Origin of the sequence: Maribacter sp. PR1 (assembly GCF_028464145.1) — a bacterium.
GTDB lineage: Bacteria > Bacteroidota > Bacteroidia > Flavobacteriales > Flavobacteriaceae > Maribacter.
In genome coordinates this window covers 350,749-375,301 of sequence record NZ_JAQPCG010000007.1, presented here as the reverse complement: position 1 = coordinate 375,301, position 24,553 = coordinate 350,749, and the positions used below count along the sequence as shown (strand labels likewise).

The 24,553-nt window shown below is 39.5% G+C and carries 17 protein-coding genes and 1 pseudogene; 6 read left to right on the top strand and 12 right to left on the bottom strand.

Annotated elements, in window-relative coordinates; all coding sequences use genetic code 11:
• Positions 1-10: 10 nt before the first annotated feature.
• From PP182_RS16250 to PP182_RS16215, 8 genes and pseudogenes are all read right to left on the bottom strand, one after another.
• Positions 11-893 (bottom strand): annotated as a pseudogene (locus PP182_RS16250) (IS481 family transposase).
• A 1,210-nt stretch (positions 894-2,103) separates the two neighbouring features.
• Positions 2,104-4,362 carry a xanthine dehydrogenase family protein molybdopterin-binding subunit gene (locus PP182_RS16245; RefSeq protein WP_272652314.1) on the bottom strand — a complete coding sequence of 753 codons (2,259 nt, stop codon included), beginning with the start codon at positions 4,360-4,362 and terminating at the stop codon, positions 2,104-2,106.
• 17 nt (positions 4,363-4,379) lie between these two features.
• The gene (locus PP182_RS16240; RefSeq protein WP_272652313.1) at positions 4,380-4,844 is read right to left on the bottom strand and encodes a (2Fe-2S)-binding protein; all 465 of its coding nucleotides are present in this window, start codon (positions 4,842-4,844) and stop codon (positions 4,380-4,382) included.
• A 112-nt stretch (positions 4,845-4,956) separates the two neighbouring features.
• Positions 4,957-5,856: an alpha/beta hydrolase gene (locus PP182_RS16235; protein ID WP_272652312.1), complete on the bottom strand. Its 900-nt coding sequence runs from the start codon at positions 5,854-5,856 to the stop codon at positions 4,957-4,959.
• 68 nt (positions 5,857-5,924) lie between these two features.
• Complete coding sequence (locus PP182_RS16230; protein ID WP_272652311.1) at positions 5,925-6,389, bottom strand: cyclophilin-like fold protein; 465 nt, start codon at positions 6,387-6,389, stop codon at positions 5,925-5,927.
• A gap of 120 nt (positions 6,390-6,509) precedes the next feature.
• Positions 6,510-7,004, bottom strand: a complete 495-nt coding sequence (locus tag PP182_RS16225) for a cupin domain-containing protein (protein WP_272652310.1) — start codon at positions 7,002-7,004, stop codon at positions 6,510-6,512.
• Positions 7,005-7,014: 10 nt separating this feature from the next.
• Positions 7,015-7,611, bottom strand: a complete 597-nt coding sequence (locus PP182_RS16220; RefSeq protein WP_272652309.1) for a sugar O-acetyltransferase — start codon at positions 7,609-7,611, stop codon at positions 7,015-7,017.
• A 28-nt stretch (positions 7,612-7,639) separates the two neighbouring features.
• Positions 7,640-8,431: a hypothetical protein gene (locus PP182_RS16215; protein ID WP_272652308.1), complete on the bottom strand. Its 792-nt coding sequence runs from the start codon at positions 8,429-8,431 to the stop codon at positions 7,640-7,642.
• 102 nt (positions 8,432-8,533) lie between these two features.
• On the opposite strand from PP182_RS16215, the gene PP182_RS16210 reads away from it, so the two are divergent.
• The 5 genes from PP182_RS16210 to PP182_RS16190 all read left to right on the top strand — a co-directional run bounded on the left by PP182_RS16210 (position 8,534) and on the right by PP182_RS16190 (position 16,223).
• Entirely contained in the window at positions 8,534-9,376 is an 843-nt protein-coding gene (locus PP182_RS16210; protein WP_272652307.1) for a helix-turn-helix domain-containing protein, read from the top strand.
• A gap of 637 nt (positions 9,377-10,013) precedes the next feature.
• Positions 10,014-10,499 carry a GbsR/MarR family transcriptional regulator gene (locus PP182_RS16205; RefSeq protein WP_272652306.1) on the top strand — a complete coding sequence of 162 codons (486 nt, stop codon included), beginning with the start codon at positions 10,014-10,016 and terminating at the stop codon, positions 10,497-10,499.
• 19 nt (positions 10,500-10,518) lie between these two features.
• Positions 10,519-11,640, top strand: coding sequence for an efflux RND transporter periplasmic adaptor subunit (locus PP182_RS16200; RefSeq protein WP_272652305.1), 1,122 nt, complete (start codon positions 10,519-10,521; stop codon positions 11,638-11,640).
• 28 nt (positions 11,641-11,668) lie between these two features.
• Complete coding sequence (locus PP182_RS16195; protein WP_272652304.1) at positions 11,669-14,809, top strand: efflux RND transporter permease subunit; 3,141 nt, start codon at positions 11,669-11,671, stop codon at positions 14,807-14,809.
• Between the two features lie 10 nt (positions 14,810-14,819).
• Positions 14,820-16,223, top strand: coding sequence for a TolC family protein (locus PP182_RS16190; RefSeq protein ID WP_272652303.1), 1,404 nt, complete (start codon positions 14,820-14,822; stop codon positions 16,221-16,223).
• Between the two features lie 17 nt (positions 16,224-16,240).
• Here the strand turns inward: PP182_RS16190 and PP182_RS16185 are convergent, their stop codons facing one another.
• Entirely contained in the window at positions 16,241-17,209 is a 969-nt protein-coding gene (locus tag PP182_RS16185) for a YpdA family putative bacillithiol disulfide reductase (RefSeq protein WP_272652302.1), read from the bottom strand.
• Between the two features lie 173 nt (positions 17,210-17,382).
• On the opposite strand from PP182_RS16185, the gene PP182_RS16180 reads away from it, so the two are divergent.
• The gene (locus tag PP182_RS16180; RefSeq protein ID WP_272652301.1) at positions 17,383-17,808 is read left to right on the top strand and encodes a CBS domain-containing protein; all 426 of its coding nucleotides are present in this window, start codon (positions 17,383-17,385) and stop codon (positions 17,806-17,808) included.
• A gap of 63 nt (positions 17,809-17,871) precedes the next feature.
• Here PP182_RS16180 and rpe read toward each other — a convergent pair whose 3' ends face one another.
• From rpe to PP182_RS16165, 3 genes are all read right to left on the bottom strand, one after another.
• Complete coding sequence (gene rpe, locus PP182_RS16175) at positions 17,872-18,537, bottom strand: ribulose-phosphate 3-epimerase (RefSeq protein ID WP_272652300.1); 666 nt, start codon at positions 18,535-18,537, stop codon at positions 17,872-17,874.
• A 71-nt stretch (positions 18,538-18,608) separates the two neighbouring features.
• Positions 18,609-21,704, bottom strand: coding sequence for a VPS10 domain-containing protein (locus PP182_RS16170; RefSeq protein ID WP_272652299.1), 3,096 nt, complete (start codon positions 21,702-21,704; stop codon positions 18,609-18,611).
• Positions 21,705-21,896: 192 nt separating this feature from the next.
• Positions 21,897-24,515 (bottom strand): c-type cytochrome, encoded by a 2,619-nt coding sequence (locus PP182_RS16165; protein WP_272652298.1) that lies wholly within the window; start codon positions 24,513-24,515, stop codon positions 21,897-21,899.
• Positions 24,516-24,553 lie beyond the last annotated feature (38 nt).

The window sequence follows — 24,553 nt, the reverse complement described above, 5'->3', positions numbered from 1 at the left end:
CAATAAACTCTCATTCTTTTAAGTGAAACATTAAAATCTCATAGGGTGTCTTTCCCTTAAATGCACCTTGTGTTCTATAAAGTTATAAAAGTCTTCCCATTGTTTTATTTTCTTGTTCAAATCAACATCATCAGAATAATCTAGTAGTTGATAAAACTCTTTCTTGTCCGTGAGGTGTGATCGTTCCACCTTTCCGTGAGCTGTGGTCTTCCTGGCTCTATGTAACGGTGCTCCATGCCAAGGTCCTTCACGTGCCAATTGAACCTAGATTGGAACTCATGTCAATTGTCTGTCTGGACTGCATGGATTCGGAAAGGGAACTTATTGGCAACATAATCCATAAAGTCAATGGAACTTGACTGGTTGTGACTTTCATATACTTTCAATGCCCTGATACGCGTGTAATCATCAATGGCCGTGTACTGATATCGTTTTATCTTTTTTCCTTCGTTGGTGTGGAAAATCAAGAATTTAACATCCACTTGGACATGGTGTCCCGGAGTTTCCTTGGCGTAACGTTTAGGTCCCATCGCTTTTCTGGTAACTGCTCGTTTGAGCGGTTTGATACCGTTTCTTTTAAGGGTCCTATAAACACTTGATTCAGAAATATTGATGTCATGGTATCTTTCCAAGTACCATTTGATACGCCATGCGCCAAGTTTGTATTTCCTTCTAAGGTCCAATATCAGATCAACCGTTTTTTGATTGATTCTATTGGGGTAGGTATCCGCTTCCCTTTTTTTCCTTAAAAGACCCTCTGTCCCATACTAATCATACTTTCTTTTCCAGCTAAAGAAAGTGCTCCTGCTCACATTGAACATCTCACAGGTTTCCTTGACCTTTCCATAATCTATTGCAAAGTCCAATACCCTCAGTTTGAACTTCCATCTCAAAAGTGTCTCTTTAAATATTATCAAAATAGTACACTTTTAGTTGACGTAGTCACATACATGAACAAGTAACAGGGAGCCTTCAGGAGGTCCTACATTCTACATAAATAATATACAACCTAAAGTCTCACTTAAAGGGGAGGGATTTTCCCTGGATAAATATAATAAAATCGAGCACTTATGTATATTAGTTAATACTTAATCTGACAATCTCAATATATTAGTTTAACCCTTGAATTAGTGGAAACGCCAGACATAGTATATCATCTTCGTCGGGTCAAAGTGAGTGTAGCTGGCCAGTGAAAGTGAGCCACTTTTGATTTGTGCTGTTTGTAAAGTCCCAAAGGTCTTTTTTTGCCAAAGAGGACCATGGCGAACAAGCAGGTAGACGTGCAAAAATAAATAGATATTCAAATTCTACACCTGGGGTGTGAGCAAGCGGCGGATAAGCCAGAAGTTAGGCATCTTCCGAACACGGTGGACAAGCACATCGATTTCTCTAAGCTTTACCGCTTGACGACATATGAGGTGGAGAATATTTATACTCCTTGATGGGCTAAAATCAAGCTCTTCTGATATGAAATGACTTATTTAAAATGATTTCAATATCTTTCTTTAAAAAGTTCGAATTCTGTCCTGCCGAGGTCACTACAATCAGAAACCACGCCTTTTTGGCGTGGTTCTTTGTTTTTCGAATAAACTGAAGCTTTTGCTACAAGTTTTGGAGAGAAACAAAGAATTAGGACGATAGTCCGTAGTTTTTATTTGCAAAGGGGAGCTCACTAGGGATATGCAATCCCTCCGGGGTCACATTTTTTGTAAAGCTCTTTAAACCAAGTGTTTAAAGAGCTTTTTCTTTTACCTAAATATTGAGTTTTACTAGTATCCTTCTTGTTTTCAGTACTTTAAAGGTTAGAACTTTTAATGAATCTATCTTTCATATCACTGCCAGAAATTAATTGATGCTTCGAGGACTGTTAATGTAGTATTCCCTAAAAACAGGAAAGGCTACAAATTGGTTAAGATTGTATATCGTCTAGCGTAGTATCGTGAAAAAGCAGTTAAAAGCAATAAATGAAAAAAACTCAAATAGAGTGCCTTAAATAGTTCAATTCTTGAGGCCATTTTTTGAAATTTGAATCCGCAAATAAATGAACGCCTTACAATCGCCGTTTTTAAAGGGTCACCCTCTTCTACGTGTGATGTAATCCCATTATCCCACTACTTCCTTTTTCGTTATAAATGGCTGACTATAATGCCGTTGCCCCGTGGCTTTATACAAGGCATTGGCCACCGCTCCAAAAACAGGGGGAAACGGAGGTTCACCCATTCCGGTTGGGTCAATTTCATTCTGCACAAAATGCACGTCGATTTCTTTTGGTGCTTCTTTCATACGGATCATCTGATATTGGTGGAAATTGTTTTTCTGAGGTACTCCGTCCTTAAAGGTCAATTCTCCAAAAAAAGCGTTACCGACACCATCGGTTATGGCACCTTCCGCCATGTTCGTGGCCGCATCGGGATTTACCACTACCCCGCAATCAATGGCGCAAACTACTTTTTCAACCACTGGTTTACCGTTTTCCATCTTTAAATCCAGCACATGCGCTGCATATGAGTTATGACAAAAATAGGCCGCGACCCCACGATGTTTCGACTCGTCTTTTTGTTTCCAAGCCGATTTTTCCTGTACCAATTCCAAAACTCCCGCATAGCGCTGGGCGTCGTACTGATTATCTTCCCCAACCGGGTTTTCCTTGGCACGTTTTAGCAGGTCTAAGCGAAATTGGATAGCATCCTTGTTCATGGTTTCCGCCACTTCATCCAAAAATGCCTGTTCGGCACCGGCCATGAAATTGGAACGGGGAGCTCGAAAAGCACCTACTGTAATATTGGAATCAATGGACCATTCTTCGGCCAAATAATTATCAATGGCCCCTGCTGGAAAACGATTGGCGAACAATGGGCTTTCTGGTATACCGCCCGCCTTTATATGCAAGGCAGTTAAATTGTTGTTTTCATCAAAAGCCGCGCGATAGGTTGCGTGATAGGTTGGGCGATAAATACCGGTCGTCATGTCATCCTCACGAGAATACACTAACTTAATAGGAGCATTTACTTTTTGGGATATGAGGGCAGCTTCCACCACAAAGTGGGCATAGCCCTTTCTTCCAAAACCACCTCCCATTCTTGGTAGTTCCATTTCAATATTTTCCTTCGGTATTCCCAAACTGCTCTCTAGCGTAGGAATGATAAAGGATGGAATCTGGATGGGTGCCGCAATTTTTACTTTATTACCTTCCACATGCGCAAAAGCATTTATAGGCTCCATACTATTATGGGCAAGAAATGGCGCCGAATAGCTTCTTTCCAAAATCTTTGCCGCTTTTTTGAAGGCTGCTTCAGGATTTCCATCCTTTCTGACAATATTTCCAGGTATGGATGCAAGGGCTTCCATCTGTGCTTTGTGGCCCTGTGTGGATTCCAGTCCCGCAGGGGTATTTCTTGTTTCCTTTCCAAAAAAACCATTGACAATTTCAGTAGTTGCAGTGATCGGCTTCCATTCTGCATTTAATTTCTTTTTGGCCTGCATCACTTCCCAAGTCGAGTTACCTACTATTGCCACCAATTCAGGAAAAGCGTTGGTGTCAAAACCGTGTTTTTTAAATCCCTCCTTGAAACTTTTGATAGTTATTACATCCTTGATTCCTGGCATGGCTTTGACCGCCTCGTCATCAACCGATTTCAAGGTCATTCCAAAAGCCGGAGGATGTACGATCATAGCAATCAGCATGCCGTCCTTTTGATAATCCATCCCAAACATGGGTTCACCGGTTATAATCTTTTTCGCATCCACATTTTTATGGGAACGGCCTATGAGCTTAAAGTCTTTAACTTCTTTTAATTGCACTTCTACAGGCACGTCAAGCGTTGCAGCAACCGAAGCCATTTCGCCGTAACCGGCCGATTTTTCTGAAGCTGCGTGTTGTAACACTCCTCCTTTAGTAGTGATTTCTTCTGCGGGAACCTGCCATGTTTTTGCAGCCGCGGCCATCAACATCTGTTTTGCTGTTGCACCTGCCATTCGAAGAGGTATCCATCTTGCTTTTATTCCCGTGCTGCCTCCTGTAAGTTGAAAGCCATATTTTTCTGCATGATAGGGTGCCTGCTCTACCACCACGTTTTTCCAATCCACATCCAACTCTTCCGCCACCAACATGGGCATCGATGTTCTAATATTTTGACCGAATTCGGGATTTGGTGTGTATACGGTCACCATCCCGTTATCCCCAATTTTGAGATACGAATTCATCTCGAACCATTCGTTGGGCATTTCTGTACCGGACATCTCTTTTGCCTGTTCCGGCTTACAGGAATTTAAAAAACTGAATCCGAGTACCAATCCCCCACTTGCCAAACTTGTATTCCTAATAAAAGCCCTACGTCCAATATGCGTGTTTATCTTTGTCATCTTCTGATTTTTTCTAATTAAACGTTTTCGGCATTTACGGCCGTTTTAATTGCCTTTTTTATTCTGGTATACGTTCCGCAGCGACAGATGTTGCCGTTCATGGCCGATTCGATTTCTTCATCTGAAGGATTTGGAGTTCTTTTTAACAAGGCGGAAGCTGACATTATCTGTCCCGCCTGACAATAGCCACATTGTGGCACATCAATTTCCAACCAAGCTTGTTGAACTGGATGATTGCCATTCTCGCTCAAACCTTCAATAGTAGTAATCTCTTGCTCACCTACCGCGGAAACAGGCAGTTGGCATGAACGAACGGCATTATTACCTAAATGCACAGTACATGCCCCACATTGGGCGATACCGCAACCATATTTAGTCCCTACCAATTTTACGTGGTCCCTTAGTACCCAAAGCATAGGTGTTGTTGGGTCCACATCAACTTCCTGTGTTTGCCCGTTAATTTTTAGATTGAATTTTGCCATGATTTTAGTGTAAGTGGATGAATAGACTCAAATTACGAAAAATATGTAGTTCATATTATGTATTGTTTATTAGAACAATCTGAAATCAAAAGAATTAAGCTAGTTCCTATTTTCATTTCAAATGCCTTTCCAGAAACGCCATAACTTTAGTACGAATGTTTTCTACATCGAACATTTCTCCGAAATGCGGCGCGTTAGGGACGATTATCAATTCGTTTTCCACACCTTTTACCGTTAGCCAAGCACTTAATAATTGGGACTGTCTCGGGGAAACCAAATCGTCCTTTTCACCATGTATAATTAAAAAAGGAGGGTCGTTCTCGTCTACATAGGTTACCGGACTAGCAACTTTTGCAAGGTCAGGTCGGTCAAGCGGTGCTGCACCTATCAGCAATGCCTCAGGTGATTTGGGGTCAATGGCTCCGGGAAATAGGATCAGTTCCGATGGTCCGTAAAAATCTACAACCGCTTTAAATGAAAAATCATGGGATGTGCCGGGCATAAAGAAGTCATCAACTTGGTCATTGTTCGATAGGCCTTGAAACGAAGCCAAATGTCCTCCAGCGGAAAAACCCATCAAGGCAAATCGTTCTGTGTCAAAACCATACTTTTCAGCATTATCGAATAAAAAGGAAACCGCGCGGTTACAGTCCTGAATCTGGGCCGGAAAAATGGCCTGTGTTGCAAAACGGTAATCTATGGATGCCAGGGCATATCCCTTATTTATGATTTCTGCAACGGTATTTTTCATATAACCGATGTCGGCATACTTGTCGTTACCGATCCAGCCTCCACCGTGAATAAATACAATCAAAGGAACTTTACCCTCTACATTGGATGGCAAATAAATATCCAAAAGATGCTTCGGCAAGGTATCATTGTTGTAGGCTAAGTTGCTATGCAAAATGGTACCTTCAGGAAAAATAGAAATTACCGGATTGGCAGTTTGGCCCAATGCTAATTGAAATACCTGTAAGGCCAATAGGAAAATTATGCGTTTTGTTATTTTCATTGTAATTACATTTTCAGTTCGTTGGGTAATTTAATTGAGTTTAATCATACTATGCTTTCCATTGAACTCTAATTTTTATCTATGGTAACGCTTACGTTACCAGCACCAAGAACTTTTTGAAGTCCTACTGTATCATCGATGCTTCCAAGCCTGGTATAACTATACGAAGTTGAAAATGATTTGTAAAACAGTACTAGAGTGTTTGAACCATATAACATCAAGTCACCATTATGTATAGTCCCTGGATTTGAGGATTTGGTTGGAAGTTTAGTGGGCAAATCATAATATTTTTCGTTGGCGTTCAGGTCGGTCATAGTTATGGTCATTGGTAGCATGTCCTTAAATGCTTTTGCCGAAGAATTATCCCAAAGTATGGCGGTAAAAGTCTTTGAATTTACCGTTATTGTGATTGTTTCGTTTATCATTGTGTCCTTGTTTTCCGTATTAATAGGGGCATTTGCTTTTTCGCAAGGTGATGGATTGCCCATTATAAATGAAGTAAATATTAAAACCATCAAAAGGTTAGATTTCATGATATCTATTATTTTTAAATTCCTAATCGCCCAGTCATCCTTTCTCCAGCTTCGGTATATCTTGCGCCTTATGGGACTTTAACTTATGAATGAGCACCTAACTGATAATCTCCATTTGTTTCAGTTGTTAGATGTATACTGCTCATCCGTCACAGGCTCAAGCCATGTAACGAATCCATTTTCTGTTTTTGGCAAGATATACATCTGTGTAAGACTGTTGTTTTCAGTAGCGCCATGCCAGTGCCTTGTATTTGCGGGAACCTTAATTACATCTCCCTTTTTCATGGTTTCCCTTGGCTGTCCTTCCAGTTGATGATATCCCAGACCATCGAGCACGATAAGGATTTGTCCGCTTGGATGTAAGTGCCAATTTGATCTTGCGCTTTTCTCGAAATAAACATTCCCCACGAGGGTGTTGTAGATAGAATCATTTGCAACTAAACCATAATTATAAGCGTTGCCTGTGAAGTTAGCAGCATTCCCCGCTTCACCCTTAGGAAAAATTGCTTGTTCCGAAGAACTCGATTCAGTGTTTTCTGATTTTTCAACTTTTGTTTTGCAGGCCTGACCTATAAATAATAGTAGGAAAACTGCGAGTGCCAGTATTCTTCTCATTTTATCTTTTTTAAATTTTCTTAATGATTTTTGCGGGAGTACCGCCTACAACTACATTATCGGGTACGTCTTTAGAAACGACCGAACCTGCTGCAACCACCGAATTCTCCCCTATGGTTACGCCCTGTAAAATGGTGGCATTGGCACCGATCCACGCATTCTTCTTTATATGAATGGATCTAGGAACAAGCCCATGTCTTTCGCTGGGCGAAATCGAATGTCCTTCAGTAAGTAAACTCACTTTCGGCGCTATGAGCACACCATCTTCAATGGTTATTCCTCCTAAGTCCAAAAAGACACAATCAAAATTGATGAAGACGTTTTTGCCAATTTTCGTGTGCTTGCCGTAATTGATATACAAAGGGGTAAAAACCGCAACGCTTTCGTCAATTTGGCTCCCAGTAATCTTAGTCAACAAATCTTTGATTTCTTTTGGGTCTGTCGCGTTATTCATCTGTACGAGCAACTTTTTGGTCAGGTAAGACTCTTCACGCAATCTATAGGCTTCAGGATCGCTGGGGAGAATGATCTCTCCATTTTTTAATCGTTCAAAAATATCTTTAGCTGCCTGCTTTGGACATTCTTTTTTGTTAGCTTCCTTTTGCATTTTTTTAGTTTTGACTATGACGTTAGTCTTAAATTTTTCGTCTCGGTTTTCGCCTATTTTCACCGCCGAAACTATGTACCAATGAAATATTCCAATTAAAATCATCTTCGGGAACTATTTCGGTATCTATTGCCTTATTCAATATGGCCGAAACCGAAAGTGGGAAATCCCTTTTGATAAAAGAAATAAAACCCACTACATAAAAACCCTTTAAATCTTCCGTAAGTAGATAATAGGCTTGGGGCGACACGTTAAAATACAACTTTTCTGAAATATTGAGATTGTTGAAAGATGTATTCAATGCCATATAATGGGTGTTTTTAACTCCTGCATCAAAGCCGTGGCCATACAGATAGTAAACCCCTAGACCCACTTTGTCCGAAATCTTATAGTTTGGTGCCACCTCGGCGGCAAGGTACCGCCGCGACTCCAAAATGTCCTCGGACCGACCATCCCTAATAGCATTGGCCGTTCCAAAAATCAGGGCAGGGTGGGCCCCTAGACGCAATGAAAACCTTTCTTTTTCAATCGCCTTATACCGTAACCAGAAAATAAAGGTCCAAGGCTTACCTTCTAAGTCAAAACGCATATCCGGTTCAAAGCTTAATTTTCCTTTCGTAAATTTTAAATCGATTAGAAGAGCAGGTTCTCCCAAAGAAAAAGAGGGTACCAACGAAATTCCATTATGGGTAACACTTGCCGTTCCTCTGAAATCATCTAGGAACGGTTCTTTTTTCTCTTGCGCCCATGTATTCATACTGCAAAGCAAAACTAGCAACGGTACCAATGGATTTTTCAGAATACCAAAATCTCTCGTCATAATTAGTTTTGTTTCTTTACTCACAAAGTTAAAAATCCTGAACCCTTATTTGTTACACCAATTGCTCACATAATATCAAATATTGCTTATTTTAGAAAAATTATGAATGAATTGAAGGAGCAAGAAAATAATAGGCCACGCATTGTACATTTGGAACTTTCGCAGGAAACAGGATTTCCCTTAGATTTCAATACTTATTACCACACCCATTTGTATTGTCACCAAGGAGGCATATCCTTTTTGTTTAACAACACACAGATGAAATGCAAGGGAGGTGAATTTTTATTTTGGTTCGCAGAAAGTCAATTGAAAGATTTGGAATTTTCAAGAGCGTTTAAAGCAACAATTTTGTTGGTAGAAAAAGATTTTTTGAACCAAAATATTCCTGATCAAAGTTGGAGTATCGATGCCGTCCTTCATTCCCGTCAATATCCCATAAAACAGTTGAACGATAAGAGTGACAGAAAAAGGGTATTATCGAATTTTAAATGGTTGCACGATAAATTTCAAGATAGGGAACATCGCTTTTATGACGAAGTATTGAATCTGCAAATGCGATTGTTCATTCTTGATATGTGGCATACCTTTGCAAACGAATATGAGCGCAGAAAACGCACCTTGCAAAGTGGTTCATTATACGAGCGTTTTGTTCACTTGGTCCAAGAGCACTGCATGGCCGAAAGGGAAGTACAGTTTTATGCCAGTTTGCTTAGTGTTACCCCTAAATATTTGAACTTTGTCTGTAAGCAGAATTCCGGTGTCACAGCTTCCGAATGGATTCAACGATACACAAAGGAGCGCATTGTACTATTGTTAAATAACAAAAATCTCAACATAGCAGAAATTGCAGAAAAAATGATGTTTTCAAGTCGTTCGTTTTTCACGCGTTATGTAAAAAAGGTTTTGGGTATTACGCCAACCGAGTATAGAAATCGATTGGAGTAAAATTAAAATGTTTTTTAGGTTTGTACCTAATTTTGAAGATGGTTTGGACTGGTTAACCACTACAATTATTATAAACCAATTTAATTATTCTAGCCTTTTAAACGGCCGTTTCGTAGGACTATCTCATGAAACCACTTAACTCATTCTCAGTGTGTCCCAGTCGTGGTCTCTTTTAGTAGATTCGTTAATTGATCTTTTGCGGGAACAAGAAAGTATATTTAAGCGGTCCTTTAGACTTACTGTTAATAGGCTTTTTATCTTTTCAAAAAATACGGGTCACACTATCCAAATTATTTGTAACAAAAGTCGAGAAAGTTAGTTACAAAATAATTGACTTTATATGTCAGTAAAATATCGACGACCAGTTTTAATTACTCATATTGAAAAGCTCAACTTATGAGATTTTGAAATAATCAGATCGATATCTTTATTCAAAAAGTTAGAATTCTGTCCAGTCGAGGTCACTAAGTTAAATCCCAGTTCATATTTATGAATTGGGATTTTTTATGCGATAAAATCTTTGATTGTTTATTATTTAGGCTTTCTTCTTACGAGTAATCCAATTAACTCAATTTTAAGATAGTTGGTTCGGAACAAACCGAACTGATCATTTAATTTTGGTACTTAACCTGCATGAATGGACCTTTGTTCGAAACATAAAAAGAATTTAATTGAGGAGGCCGGTCTCTATTTTGAAAAGCGGCACAATTTACCACCCTTGTCTGCCAGGGTATATGGTATAATGGTTTTGTCCTCCTTGGAGGGTTATACCTTTGAAGAGCTTATGGAAATTACGCAGGCAAGTAAGAGTTCTGTTTCTACCAGCCTTAACCTTTTACAACAGTTAAAATTTGTAGAGTACTATACAAAGCCGGGGGAACGAAAAAGATATTTTAGGAGTTCCGGTAGCTTTATACAGAATATGCTTAAGGAACAGTATGGGACTATCAAAGCTGATCTTGAACTTACTGAAAAAATAAATGATTTTAATAAAAAAAATAATCCAGAGAATTATAGAAAAAAGGGATATCTAGGAAGCATTTTTCATGTTTTTCTGGAGCAGGAGAAAAAAAACATTGAACAGACCCTTGAAAGGATTAAGGATTTTAAAGAACAGAACTAAAAATTAATACCCGATCTAAATGAAAAAAAAATACTTTCTAATTCTATTATTTCCGGTAATTCTGCTGATTTCTTGCGGCGGGGAGTCTTCTGGAAACAATAATAGTCAAGCAGCAGCTCCATCTTTTCAGGTCATTGAAATACCCACAAAGGATATTACTTCTTTTACTACTTACCCAGCAAGTGTAGAAGGAATAATTAATAGTGAAGTACGTGCTAAAATCTCCGGATACATAATCGATGTACTTGTAGATGAAGGCCAAAAAGTACGAAAAGGGGAAACCTTGTTTAAATTGGAAACACAATCCCTAAGCCAAGACGCTGCAGCGGCCGCGGCCAATGTGAACGCTGCCCAAGTGGAGGTTGATAAATTGATGCCTTTAGTAGAGAAAAACATCATTAGCAATGTGCAATTGGAAACTGCAAAAGCCAAATTACAGCAGGCCAAAAGCAGCTATAATTCTATTAATGCTAACATCAATTATGGAAGCATTAAAAGCCCTGTAGATGGTTTTGTGGGTTCTATACGTTTTAGGCGTGGAGCACTTGTCAGTCCAACCAACACCCAACCTTTGACTATTGTTGCGGATATAAGTGAAGTATTTGCATACTTTTCGATGAATGAGAAGGATTATCTTGATTTTATTCAGGATACCAAGGGGAACAATATCGATGAAAAAATAAAAAATCTGCCGGAAGTGGAGTTGATTTTGGCTAATGGAAGGGTTTATAATGAAAAAGGAAGAATAGAAACTATAAATTCTCAAGTTGATCAAGCAACTGGAGCGATAACGTTTAGGGCCAAGTTTGATAATCCCTCTCGAATCCTAACCAACGGGAACAGTGCCAGAATAAGAATACCTAAAAAGTATCGGGATATTATAGTAGTACCCAAGGAAAGTACTTTTGAACGACAGGGCAATGTCTATGTTTACCAAGTTAATCCGGATAGTACTGCCGTCGCCAAGAGTATTGATGTGCTTAATGAGGTAGAAAATCTATACTTAGTTGAAAGTGGTATACATAAAGGAGACCAAATTATAGGGTTGGGCATTGATAAATTAAGGGGCGATTCCAAGATTATTCCTCGTCAAATTCCTTTTGATAGTGTGGCAAAGCCAATTAGAAAATTATTTAGATAAGAATTGAATCACCGAAAATAGTTAAAGTATGCTAGAGAAGTTTATTGAACGACCAGTGCTTTCAACGGTAATTTCAATTATTATCGTCATTTTAGGATTACTTGGATTAACGACTTTACCCATAACACAATACCCCGATATTGCTCCCCCAACAATTAGTGTAAGCGCAAATTACCCAGGAGCCAATGCTGAGACCATTTTGGAAAGTGTTATTATTCCGTTGGAAGAACAAATCAATGGAGTAGAGGGGATGACCTATTTAACATCCACGGCAACCAATAGTGGAACGGCGACTATTGACGTTTTCTTTGATCAGGAAGTAGACCCGGATATTGCTGCCGTTAACGTACAGAACCGGGTGGCAAGAGCAAATTCACTTTTACCTCAGGCTGTAATCCAGACCGGTGTCACAACGCAAAAACAACAGACAAGTGCGCTTATGTTCATGTCGTTTTATAGTACAAATCCTGATTACGATGAAACCTTTGTCCAGAATTACTTAAAAATTAACGTTATCCCTGAAATACAAAGAGTAGATGGTGTAGGTAACGTAAATGTATTTGGGTCAAAGGACTACGCGATGCGAATATGGTTACAACCCGAAAAGTTGGCTGCCTATAGTTTAATTCCATCTGATGTTGTTGCCGTACTTAGTGAGCAAAGTTTGGAAGCAGCAGCCGGTTCTCTTGGTGAAAATGATGGAGAAGCTTTTAGTTATGTGATTAAATATGGTGGACGATTTAAAACACAAGAGCAGTACAGCAATATAGTAGTTAAAGCTTTGGACAATGGTCGATTTCTACGACTTTCCGATATCGCCGAAATCGAACTGGGAGCACAGTCTTATTCCGCTAGCTCCATGACAGCTGGGTACCCTGCGGTTAACATGGGTATTTATCAGACGAAGGGTTCCAACGCCCGTGATATAATTCTTGAAATTGAAAATAGGCTGGAACAAGTTAGACAGGATCTACCCGCTGGTATTAATATTTTTGTGCCTTACAATACCAATAATTTCTTGAACGCTTCCATTGAAAAAGTGGTTAGTACTTTAGTCGAAGCCTTTTTATTGGTTTTCTTGGTCGTATTCATATTTCTACAGGATTTCAGGTCGACTTTAATTCCCGCAATAGCGGTCCCCGTGTCAATCATTGGAACATTTTTCTTTCTTAACCTTTTTGGATATTCTATTAATTTATTGACACTTTTTGCCTTGGTATTGGCCATTGGTATCGTAGTGGATGATGCAATAGTTGTCGTAGAAGCTGTTCATGCCAAACTCGATGGGGGAGCTAAGGATGCAAAGAAGGCAACCGTAACTGCGATGAGCGAAATATCCGGAGCTATTATCTCCATTACTTTGGTGATGGCCGCTGTTTTTATTCCTGTAACCTTTGTACAGGGACCTACCGGGGTGTTTTACGAACAGTTTGGGGTTACTTTAATCGTAGCGATAATAATTTCAGCCGTTAATGCCCTTACCTTAAGTCCTGCATTGTGTGCATTGTTTTTAAAGCCACATACTGAAGAAAAGGATGCTAAGAAGAATTTTATGCAGCGTTTCTTTGATGCCTTTAATTCAGGCTTTAAAGCAACGACGCAGAAATATGGACGTTCGGTCCATTTCCTATATACCCATAAATGGGTTACCGTCTTAATTTTGGTATTGGCACTTGCAGGTATTTGGTGGTCGTCCAGTGTGGTGAAAACCGGTTTTGTTCCAGATGAAGATCGGGGAATCGTATTTATGAATATTGAGTTACCTCCGGGCTCCTCTATAGATAGAACGCATGAGGTAAACGAGGAACTGTATTCAAAAATAAAGCAAATTCCTGGTGTACTGGATGGTTCAGTTATTGAAGGGAGAAGCTTTCTTGGAGGAGCAGGGAGTAATTATGGATTAGGATTTGTTCGATTAAAAGATTGGGATGAAAGAGGTGCTGACTCCTTGTCCATGGAAGCAATCACTGCGAAAATGTTCGGGGTTGCCGCCACAATTCCAGAAGCCAATATTGTATTTTTTTCTCCCCCTAGTATCCCTGGTTTTGGCCGTTCATCTGGTGTAGAGGTAAACCTTTTGGATCGTACCAGTGGAAGTTTTACCGATTTGGACAACATAAACAAAGAGTTTATTGCCAATCTATCACAGAGACCTGAAATACAGTATGCGCAATCATCATTTGATACCGGATATCCCCAATATGAACTTGAAATTAATGTCCCTAGGGCGAAGGAACTTGGGGTATCGGTGAGTAGTATTTTCGCTACCCTTCAAGGGTACATCGGGAGTATATTTGCGGCGGACTTCTCCAGATTTGGAAAGCAATATCGTGTGTATGTACAAGCATTGCCCGAAGATAGATCAGATCGGGATAATCTTGATCAGATGTTCGTTAGAACAAATGCAGGAGTAATGACCCCCATTACCGAATTCATCAGTTTAGAACGGGTTTATGGACCTCAATCGGTTACTAGGTTTAACCTATTTAATTCGACCAAGATAACCGCTGCCACCAATCCAGGTTATAGTTCAGGTGACGCGATTAAAGCCGTAGAGGAAGTCGCAAAGTCCTTGCCTACTACCTTTTCGGTTGCCTATTCCGGATTGACAAGGGAAGAAGTGAATGCCGGTAATCAGACCACAACCATCTTTTTGCTATCTCTCGTTTTTGTATATTTTCTTCTCGCCGCACAGTACGAAAGCTATTTGATACCGTTCTCAGTGCTTTTTTCTTTACCACTGGGTGTCTTTGGAGCTTATTTTACCACTCAATTGGCCGGACTTCAAAATAATATTTATTTTCAGATTGCTCTGATAATGCTCCTTGGCTTACTAGCCAAAAATGCGATTCTAATTGTTGAGTTTGCCCTACAGCGGCGAAAGCATGGCCTTAGTATTTTAGATGCGGCTGTAGAAGGAGCTGAATCAAGATTACGACCTATTTTAATGACCTCATTTGCCTTTATTCTTGGTTTGATGCCATTAGCTTTAGCCAATGGGGTAGGTGCGGAAGGAAACAGGTCTATTGGAACGGGAGCTGTAGGTGGTTTATTGATCGGTACCGTAATTGGTGTTTTTGTGATACCGACCCTGTTTATTTTCTTCCAATGGTTACAGGAAAAAGTGTCAGGGACACCAAAATTTGAAAAAGTCCAAGAAGCCGAATAATAAGATGTATATGGGATTATCAAAATATATGAAAGTTGGTTTTATTGCTATATTGCCTTTGTTCTTAGTGTCATGCTTTTCGGCCAAAACCTATGAAAGACCGGAAGATATAATTTTGGATGCACAATACTTTAGAACGGACTCTTTACAAAAGGACAGTATTTCCTTGGCAACAATTTCATGGAAAGAATTATTTACGGATTCATATCTTCAAGGATATATTGAGGAAGGCCTAGAGAATAATATTGATATTAGAAAGGCCATTCAACGCATACTTATTTCCGACGCTTATTTAAGACAAGGTAAACAGGGATATTTTCCAACATTGAATGCTACAGCCCAATATTCTCATAATGAGCTATCATCCAATAGCCAATTTGGAGGGCAGTTTGATGCTTTGGACCAGTATCAAGTGAGTGGAGGCCTATCTTGGGAGGCGGATGTTTGGGGAAAAATAAGGAGTAATAAAAGAGCTTTCGAAGCCAGTTATTTACAATCCGTAGCCGCTCATAAAGCCGTTAAAAGTACTTTAGTGGGCAATATTGCCACTTTGTACTACCAACTTCTATCGTTGGATGAACAGATACGAATAACGAAGCTGACCATTGAAACCCGATCTAGCGGTTTAGAAACTACCAAAGCTTTGAAGGAGTCCGGAAATGTTACAGAGGTAGCCGTTAAACAAACTGAGGCCCAGTTATATACTGCTGAAGCTCTTCTAATTGATTTGGAAAACTCAGTCCAACTTATAGAAAATAGTTTGTCCTTGATTTTGGGGAGTGAACCTAAAGAAATAATAAGAAGTTCCTTGGAAGAACAGGTCATTAGTACTCCTTTAAAAGTCGGGGTACCCACTCAATTACTAGCCAATAGACCCGATGTTCTGTCCGCGGAATATGCATTGATAAACTCTTTTGAGCTAACTAATGTTGCGAGAAGTAATTTCTATCCTTCCTTAACGCTAACTGCCAATGGAGGACTTCAAAGTCTGGATTTTAACAAATTGTTCGATTCTAGCTCTTTGTTTGCCAGTATAGTGGGGGGACTTACACAACCTATTTTTAATGGGCGAAGAATTAGAACGCAGTACGAGGTTAGCAAAGCCCAACAGGAACAAGCGAAATTGGATTTTGAATACGTATTATTAAAGGCATCAAAAGAGGTTTCAGATGCTTTGTATTCCTATAGAGCAGCTATGAACAAGATACGGGTGAAGGAAAAAGAATATGAAGCTTATATGTTGGCTCGTGATTACTCCCAAGAATTATTGGATAACGGATTGGCCAATTATTTAGAAGTTTTAAATGCAAGACAAAATGCATTAAATACCAATCTGGACCTTATCGCAACAAAAAACAACAAATTACAGTCTATTGTAGATTTGTATTTAGCCTTGGGAGGTGGGTGGAACTAAGTCATAAATGGCAACTTCTATTTTTTGTCCAATATAGCTTCAATAATCATTTTCGCATGGATTCTTGAGTTTTCAATAAACCACTTATGGGTTTCCATACCCCCACAGATTACTCCTGCCAAATAAAGATTTTTGACATTGGTCTCCATGGTTTCCTGATTGTATTCCGGCAGTTTTTTTTCGTCATTGGAAAGGTTTACGCCTAATTTTTTCAAGAACTTAAAATTGGGTTTGTAGCCAGTAAGGGCAAGAACAAAATCGTTTGGAATACTTGTCGTTTCTCCTTTCGAATTGATAATTTCGATTGAATCTTCTTTAATGGACTTCACGGTGCTGTTAAAGTAAGCTTCGATACTCTCTTCCTCTATTCTATTAATAATATCAGGTCTTACCCAATATTTTACCCTTTGACCTACTTCAGGCCCTCTTACAATTAGTGTAACCTCTGCGCCTTTTCTCCAACATTCCAATGCTGCATCGATAGCACTGTTGCTCGCTCCTATGACTGCAATTTTTTGACCGGCATAATAATGAGGGTTGTCATAATAATGAGACACTTTTTCCAATTCTTCCCCTGGAATATTCAGTAAATTGGGTAGGTCATAAAAGCCAGTAGCTACAATGACGTTCTTACCCGTATACTCGGCCTTGTTGGTTTTTACAATAAAGGAACTATCAATTTTATTTACATTTAGTACTTTCTCAAAAAGATGGATATCCAATTTATTGGAGGTTACAATTCTTCTGTAATATTCCAAGGCTTCGTCTTTTTTAGGTTTCGCCTCTTTGCTGATAAATGGAATTTCATCTATTTCTAGTTTTTCGGAAGAGGAGAAGAACTGCATGTTCGAAGGATAGTGGAATAAGGAATTTACTATGGGACCTTTTTCCAGAATCACATAGGAAAGCCCTTTCTTCTTTGCCTCTAGGCCACAAGCTATGCCTATGGGCCCTCCTCCAACAACTACAATATCCAATAAACTCATTTATGCTTTTTTAATCTGTAGAATCATAACTTTTCCAAATACAAAACTAGGTATTTTTAATAAGAATAATTTCGGTGATTAAGGGGTCGATAAAAAGTTTTTTGAACATGATTTTTATCATGCTTTAAGGGCTTTATTTAAACGAAATTTAGATAACATTTAAAACCAATACGATGAGCTTAAGACACAGAGTACCCGTTTCAACGATAATGACCCAAAAAATCGTCACATTAAATTGTAATGACGACTTGGAAACTGCCGAACGTTTGTTCAAAGAAAATAATATTCGTCATATTCCTGTGGTAGAAGGAGAAAACATCAAAGGAATGCTGAGCCTAACTGATTTGTTACGTATCAGTTTTGCCGATGGCGCTTACGAGGATGATTCTGATGTGGAAACCGTTGTTTATAATATGTTTAACATATCCCAGGTAATGGCAAAAAATCTGAAGAGTATTTCTTCAGGTACGACAATTAAGGAAGTCGCCGAAATATTGGCACATAATGAGTTTCATGCACTACCGGTAGTAGACGAAGATAAACTAGTAGGTATTGTTACAACAACAGATTTAATTAAATATTTATTGGAACAATATTAAAAATATAGAGCTATTTTTAAGAAGTGACTAGGCCATTTATAAGTGGTTTAGTCACTTTTTCAATTAATGGATATCCGTAGCTTTTATAAGATCTAAAATTGTCTGCGTAGGATTATCACTTTTAAAAACAAAACTTCCTGCCACCAGAACATCGGCTCCCGCTTCTACCAACTTTTTTGCATTCGCGGAGGTAACACCACCATCTATCTCTATTTCTGTTTTTGCACCCTTTCTCGTTATTAATTCTTTTAAGGCCTTTATCTTATTATAGGTGTTCTCTATAAAAGATTGTCCACCAAACCCAGGGTTTACGCTCATGATCAATACAATATCAATGTCATTGATGATATCTTCAAGTAGCTTTATATTGGTATGTGGATTCAAGGCCACACCCGTCTTCATTCCATTAGCTTTAATAGTTTGTAATGTTCGGTGCAAATGGGTACAAGCTTCATAATGTACGGTTAGGATTTTAGCACCCAAAGCGGCAAAAGTTTCAATATATCGATTGGGATCAACAATCATCAAGTGAACATCCAAAGGTTTCGTAGCATATTTCTGAATAGCCTTAATTACGGGCATCCCATAGGAAATGTTTGGAACAAAAACACCGTCCATCACATCAATATGATGCCAATCCGCTTCGCTTTTATTGACCATTTCAACATCACGTTGTAAATTTCCGAAGTCAGCTGCTAACAGTGATGGGGCAATCTTGGTCTTGGTCATTTTTCAGGTATTAACGAGTTCTCAACAAAAATAAGTATTTGTTCGCCGAACATGGGCAAATGTATAACTTCTTACTCCAAGGTGGGTACGCCCTTACTTTTTAAAAGTATGTTTACTTTGCTTATGTTTTGGTCCAATATACTTTGTAATTTGTTCAATTGTACCTCTAAATCATTAGATAACTCATTGAATACTTTATATGCTCCATCAGTAGGCTTTGCTTCGCCAGATTCTACACTTCTTCGCAGTGATGCCAACCTATTATTCAATTTAATAGGGAAGTTCAATGGATCTTGATTAGACTGGTTTTTTACTTGGTACAAATCTTCCTCTACGTCCTTAAGGGCTTCAATAAAAGGTGCGATTGTTTTGTTGTACTCCTTTGCAGTGAATTTTGATTTTTTTTCCTCAAAAACTGATTTAATCTCTCGAATTTTAATTACCGCTGCATTTGCCGCACTTGTTTTGTTCATTATCTTATTGGCCAACTCAAATTGTTCGTCTAAATCTGCCTTTGTAATGCCCTTTAGATTAGGGTTCATTTCAATTTCAAATTCATACGTTTTTGCAAAAGCTCCGGTTTTCATTTTTACCTTATACGTCCCAAGCGGGGCTTTTGGTCCTCTTGCCGGTCTTGCGCTCCAAATAATCATACCTTCAAAAGTAGTTGCTCCCGGATATCTCAAATCCCAGGTGAATGTATTTATGCCTTTGGCCGTAGTCGGTTTAGAGGATCCTCCCCTTAACCAATAGGGTAAATCGGGGTCAACTTCATATTCAGGTTGGCTTCCTGAAAAGCTATCTATTAATGAATCCTTGGAATCATATATTTCAATGGTAATCGTATCTAACTGCTCTTTTAAGTAATATTGAATGGTAGCATCGGTTATGCCTCTGATAGCATTTTCTGGTTGAAAAAGAACGGCTTTCTGTTCTTTCATGTCCGGAGCATACTGTCTTAGTGGTTGTATATCGTCCAATATCCAAAAACCCCGGCCGTGGGTGCCAAGAACTACATCATTATCCTTTATGACCAAATCCCTTACAGGAGTATCCGGCAACTCTAATTGTAGGCTTTGCCATAAGTCTCCATCGTTCATGGAAAAATAAACGCCATGTTCCGTTGCTAGAAAAAGTAGACCTTCTCTTTCAGGGTCTTCCCTAACCGCTCTTGCAAAATGTCCATCGGATATTCCATTTATGATTTTTGTCCAGGTCTTACCATAGTCATGAGTTTTGAACACATATGGTTGTCTATCATCTACTTGATATCTATTAGCGGCTACGTATAGCGTACCTGGATTATGTTTTGATTCGTCTATAATACTTACCCTAGAAAATTTAGGTAGTTCCTTTGGGGTTATATCTTTCCAGTTCTTACCACCATCACGGGTTATGTGAATTTTACCATCGTCAGAACCGGCCCAAATGGTATTGATATCATGAAAGGATGGAGCTAATGCAAATACCGTAGCATAAATTTCTGGTCCGTTCATATCCATGGTAATAACGCCACCGGTTTTACCCAAGGTTGTGGGGTCCGCATACGTTAAGTCGGGACTAATTTTTTCCCACGACTGTCCATCATCAGTAGTTTTCCACACGTGTTGTGAACAGGTGTACATGACATTTGGATCTTGAGGGGCAAACATTATGGGGAAAGTCCACTGCCAGCGTTCTGGCAAAGCACTTGCTGGCTCTCCGGAGAAAAATCTTGGATATACCTGTATATCACGAGTTTGTCCATTACTTCTATCGTATCGTGTTAGTAATGCTCCTTGGCTACCGGCATAAAAAATATCCGGTTTCGTAGGGTGTTGTGTTATCCAACCACTTTCACCGCCCCCAACGGCATAATACCAACCATGATTGGGGCCTCTGGCTTGCATGTGTTCCCAATCATCACTCGGAATGGCCAAGGTACTATTGTCCTGTTGTGCACCTGCGACGTGATAGGGCACATCACTGGTTGCCATGACGTGATATAATTGTGTGGTAATATAATTTTCCTCTGTCCAAGTTTCACCTCCGTTCACACTTACAATACCTCCACCATCGTTAGAAGAAATCATACGTTTTGGATTGTTAGGGTCGATCCAAAGGTCATGGTTGTCGCCATGGGGAACCTTTATTTCTTTATCAAAGGTTTTACCGCCATCGGTCGATTTCCAAAAATCTACATTGAGGCCATATACGGTCTCTTTATCCAGGGGATCAGCATAAATTCTGGAATAATAAAAAGCGCGTTGTCTTAATTTACGTTCGTTATTGGTCATTTCCCAGGTTTTTCCACCATCGTCCGAGCGAAAAACACCGCCTTCATTGGCTTCGACTATGGCCCAAACCCGATTGGAATCTACAGGCGAAACCGTTACTCCAATTTTTCCCAACGGGCCTTTTGGCATACCCGGATTTTCCGTCAAATCGGTCCAGGTTTGACCTCCATCTATCGACTTCCATAATTTACAGTCGGGTCCTCCTCCCCACATTTTCCATGCCTTTCTTTGTACCTGCCAAGTACTTGCGTAAAGTACGCTAGGGTTGTTTCTGTCAATAATCAAATCTACCGCACCTGCTTTGTCACTTACATATAAAACCTTTTCCCATGTAGTTCCTCCATCAATACTTTTAAAAACACCTCTTTCTTCATTGTCTCCATATGGATGACCAAGGGCGGCAACATAGACAATGTCAGGATTCGTCGGGTGAATTCTAATTCTTGATACGGCCTGGGTTTCTTCGAGACCTAAATGTTTCCATGTTTTTCCGCCATCCGTTGTTTTGTAAACCCCATCGCCTTGGGTTATACTTCCCCTCAGCTGAACTTCTCCCATACCAATATAAATGATGTCAGGATTCGTTTCAGCAATAGCGACAGCTCCTACGGACGAGCTCGTAATTTGCCCATCTGTAACCGGTTTCCATTCATTACCGCCATCCGTTGTTTTCCATAAACCTCCTCCAGTTGCACCAAAATAGTATTCGTTAGGCCTACTTGGACTACCTGCCGAACCTAATGAACGTCCGCCACGTTCTGGGCCAATGTTACGCCATTCCAATTTTTCATAGAAGGAACTATCGATAGGAGGATTATTATCTTGGGTCCATCCCAATGTGAAACAAAAAACTAAAGTGAAAAACAAGGTAAGTTTTGATATTGAGTACATGAAAATTGAATATTATATTTTATATGAAAAGTAATAAATGTCCAACTAAAAATAGGTATTTAGGTACTAGATAGGAAGAAAATACAAGTGTATTGAAAGTTTCTTTTTCAATTTTTAGGAACTTGATAATATTCACCTGTGTTTTCTAGTACATTCTATTAAACTGAAAAGCAAATTATAGGTTTGACAACGCTATTTATAGCTTTCATGATTTTCATCACCACCAGATTCTAAATATTTGAACAGGTCTTTGACTTCTTGTCTGTTTAGTCGGTTTAACAAGCCCCCTGGCATAGGTGAAATAGGGGATGGCCCTCTTTCTTGGACTTCTTCTTTTTTTATGATTACCGTATACGTCTCGTTGTATGGGTTAGGCATTAAAATTATTTCCTCCTCGTTTTCAGACTTTACCCTTCCCGCTAAATTTTTACCATCTTTAAGTTGAAATAAAGTATGTGCATATTGATCAGAGATTTCATCATTTGGACTAGCAATGGCGTTAATCAGGTCATAAGTACCAAACTTGCTGTATGCCTGGGTAAGGTCCGGTCCAGCAGCTCCACCTTCGCCACGCATTCTATGGCAAAGTATGCACAAAGCCGCTTCAAAAGCTCTTTTTCCATCTTCGTAGGAACCACCCTTCAAATCTTCGTTGTATACGATATCCTGTAAATCTCCAGCTGTATATATTTGTCCTGGTCCCTTTGGTTGTGGTAAACCTGCTACTGCATCAGAAGGGGAATATTCCCCGGAAATCTGTTTGAAGTATTCCTTATCAGCGTCGGGCACATGCGACATCGCTCTTTGCCGTACATTTTCCATATAGGCTTTAAAACTCATTCCTCCTTTACTGCCCAAAACATCATAAAACCATGAAAAATATTTTTCCCTAAGCGCTTTAGTCCATCCTTTTTCCGCATTACTTAACAACATACCGTAGTATATCGCCTCACTTGGAGGCATCTTGGCAATCACTTCCCTTATGACCTCTCCATATTGTTCGCTGCGCAAAGTAGTTTCCTCATCCAATAATTCTACGCTTTCAGAAACTGTTTTTTCCTCAGTATGTTTTAATAACTGGTTAACGAGACCCTCTGTTATGCCATCGGCTTTCAAATACAGCAGAATTTGGCTCAACTCTTTATTCACACTGTTGTCGGCATGGGGAAAATATCGATTTAGTTTTTTTGCAATCCTAGTAGAGACCGAAGGGTTTGGTTCTCCCATTCTTATAAAGGAAAGGGAATAGGCCCTTAGAAGTGCCAACTGGTTTTCCTTTCCAAGGTTTTCCAAGTTAATGGGATTTAATTTTTGATAAATAAGTTGTTGGTTGTTTGGGTCGTCCGTTCTAGCTACCGCTATGCTGGCATTAATAAGCTTTGTTTGGTCGGTTTCTGAAGTAAATCGGTTTTCCCACATATTAAAAGGGGAATTTTCCAGGACCATTCGGGCTGCGTACCGTATAAAACGATCTTCATTGCTTAAATTATCCCATGCCATTTCTATTCCTTCTTCACTTGGGTTTTTCTGAAAAGACTCCAAGGTATGACGAAGCTCCCGAAGTTCTTTGTTTTCATCATTTGATATAGTTTCGGATGAGGTTTCACCTTCATAGGACAATCGATAAAGGTGCGAATCTAAATTCCTTCCACCGGTGGCAAAGTATAAGTTTCCATCTTGTCCGGCAATCATATCCGTTAAGGGTAATGGAGTACCTGAGAAAAACTCCTCTCTTTTGGCTTCATAACTACTTCCTTTTGGAATTAAATCGATGAAATATACCGTGCCAAAACTCCAATCCATAACTAAGAGGCCATTTTTATACTTGGCAGGAAATTTTAAGGATGACGCTGAAAGGACTGCGGTGGGCGAACCTTGCTCAAGATTATGTACGGCGGGCAGGTTATCTGGGTAGTAGGCGGGCCATTTTCCGGAACCCGTTCTCCAACCGTATTCGCTACCTGGCGTAACATGACAAATGCGTGTAGGCCTGTACCATGGCATTCCGATATCCCATTCCATGTCCGAGTCGTAAGTAAATAATTCTCCATCATTATTAAATGCGATATCAAATGGGTTTCTATACCCAGCTGATAATAATTCCCATGCTGTGCCTTCCGGATTGAACTTTGCAACCCAACCGCCAGGTGCCTTAATGTCATTTGCGTGTCCTCGGGCATCCAAATAGGGAGTAATTAGGTTGTCTTCGTTCCAGTTGTTGGGTAATCTACTGTTTTGCTTTAGCTTTTCCGGTACCAATGTGTGGTTTCCGGCAATAAAATAAATTTCTTTTTCATCCGGTGATAAGACCAAACTATGAGGGCCATGCTCACCATTTCCCTGCAATTTTAAAAGCATTTTACTTTGATCTAAAATGCCGTCACCATCCGTGTCCTGAATTCTATAAATACCACTGCCATATTCGGTATCGTCCTCCCATCTTTTATTTACCGAAACGTATAAACTATTGAACGCCCAAAGCAATCCATGGGCTTGACCAATTTCAATGTTTAAAGGGGTTACCTCTTTTTTGGAAAGGTCTCCTCCTTTTTCGGGAGGAGTAAAGGAATATATTTTACCGTATTGATCGCAAGAATATATTAAACCTTCCGGACCTTTTGCCAGTGCCACCCAAGACCCTTGCTCATTGGCACTTGGATGATATATTTCTTCAAGAGAAAAACCTTCGGGGATATTGAATTTGATTTCGGAGTCCTCTTTTGAAATGTCCTGATTGGACTCATTTTTACATGCGTTATTTAACACAATTGCGATAACAATTGCGATTATCTGAAGTACCTTTTTGTTCATGGAAAATTAAGTTGGTCTGTTAACACCTAAAAGATACA